The organism is Stenotrophomonas sp. SrG, from assembly GCF_050031795.1.
GTDB classification, from domain to species: domain Bacteria; phylum Pseudomonadota; class Gammaproteobacteria; order Xanthomonadales; family Xanthomonadaceae; genus Stenotrophomonas; species Stenotrophomonas rhizophila_A.
This window is the reverse complement of the sequence record NZ_JBNBBE010000319.1, coordinates 1-266: the sequence shown is the minus strand read 5'-3', so window position 1 is coordinate 266 and position 266 is coordinate 1. Positions and strand designations below refer to the sequence as shown.

General features: G+C 69.2%; 1 protein-coding gene. It reads left to right on the top strand.

Annotation, left to right across the window (positions count from 1 at the left end):
• Window positions 1-266 (top strand): RNA polymerase sigma factor (locus tag ACQG3P_RS19965; protein ID WP_426806014.1); only part of this gene is annotated, 266 nt, incomplete at both ends.

The following is a 266-nucleotide window of genomic DNA, read 5'->3' as shown; positions in this document are numbered from 1 at the left end:
ACCGTCCGGTTGCTCCGCGAACGCCCGGCGCTGCTGCGTCGGGTGCAGCGGATACTGGGCAGCGACGGCAGTGCCGAAGCCGTGATCCAGGCCATCTGGTTCAAGGCGCGCGGGGTGGATGCCGGGGTGACCATCGACAACCCGCGGGCCTATCTGTACGGTCTGGCCACCAACCTGGCCACCGACCAGGGCCGGGAACGCAGCAGCCAGACGCGGCTGTTGGCCGACCACTACCTGTGGGGGCCGGATGAAGTGCTGTCCACGGA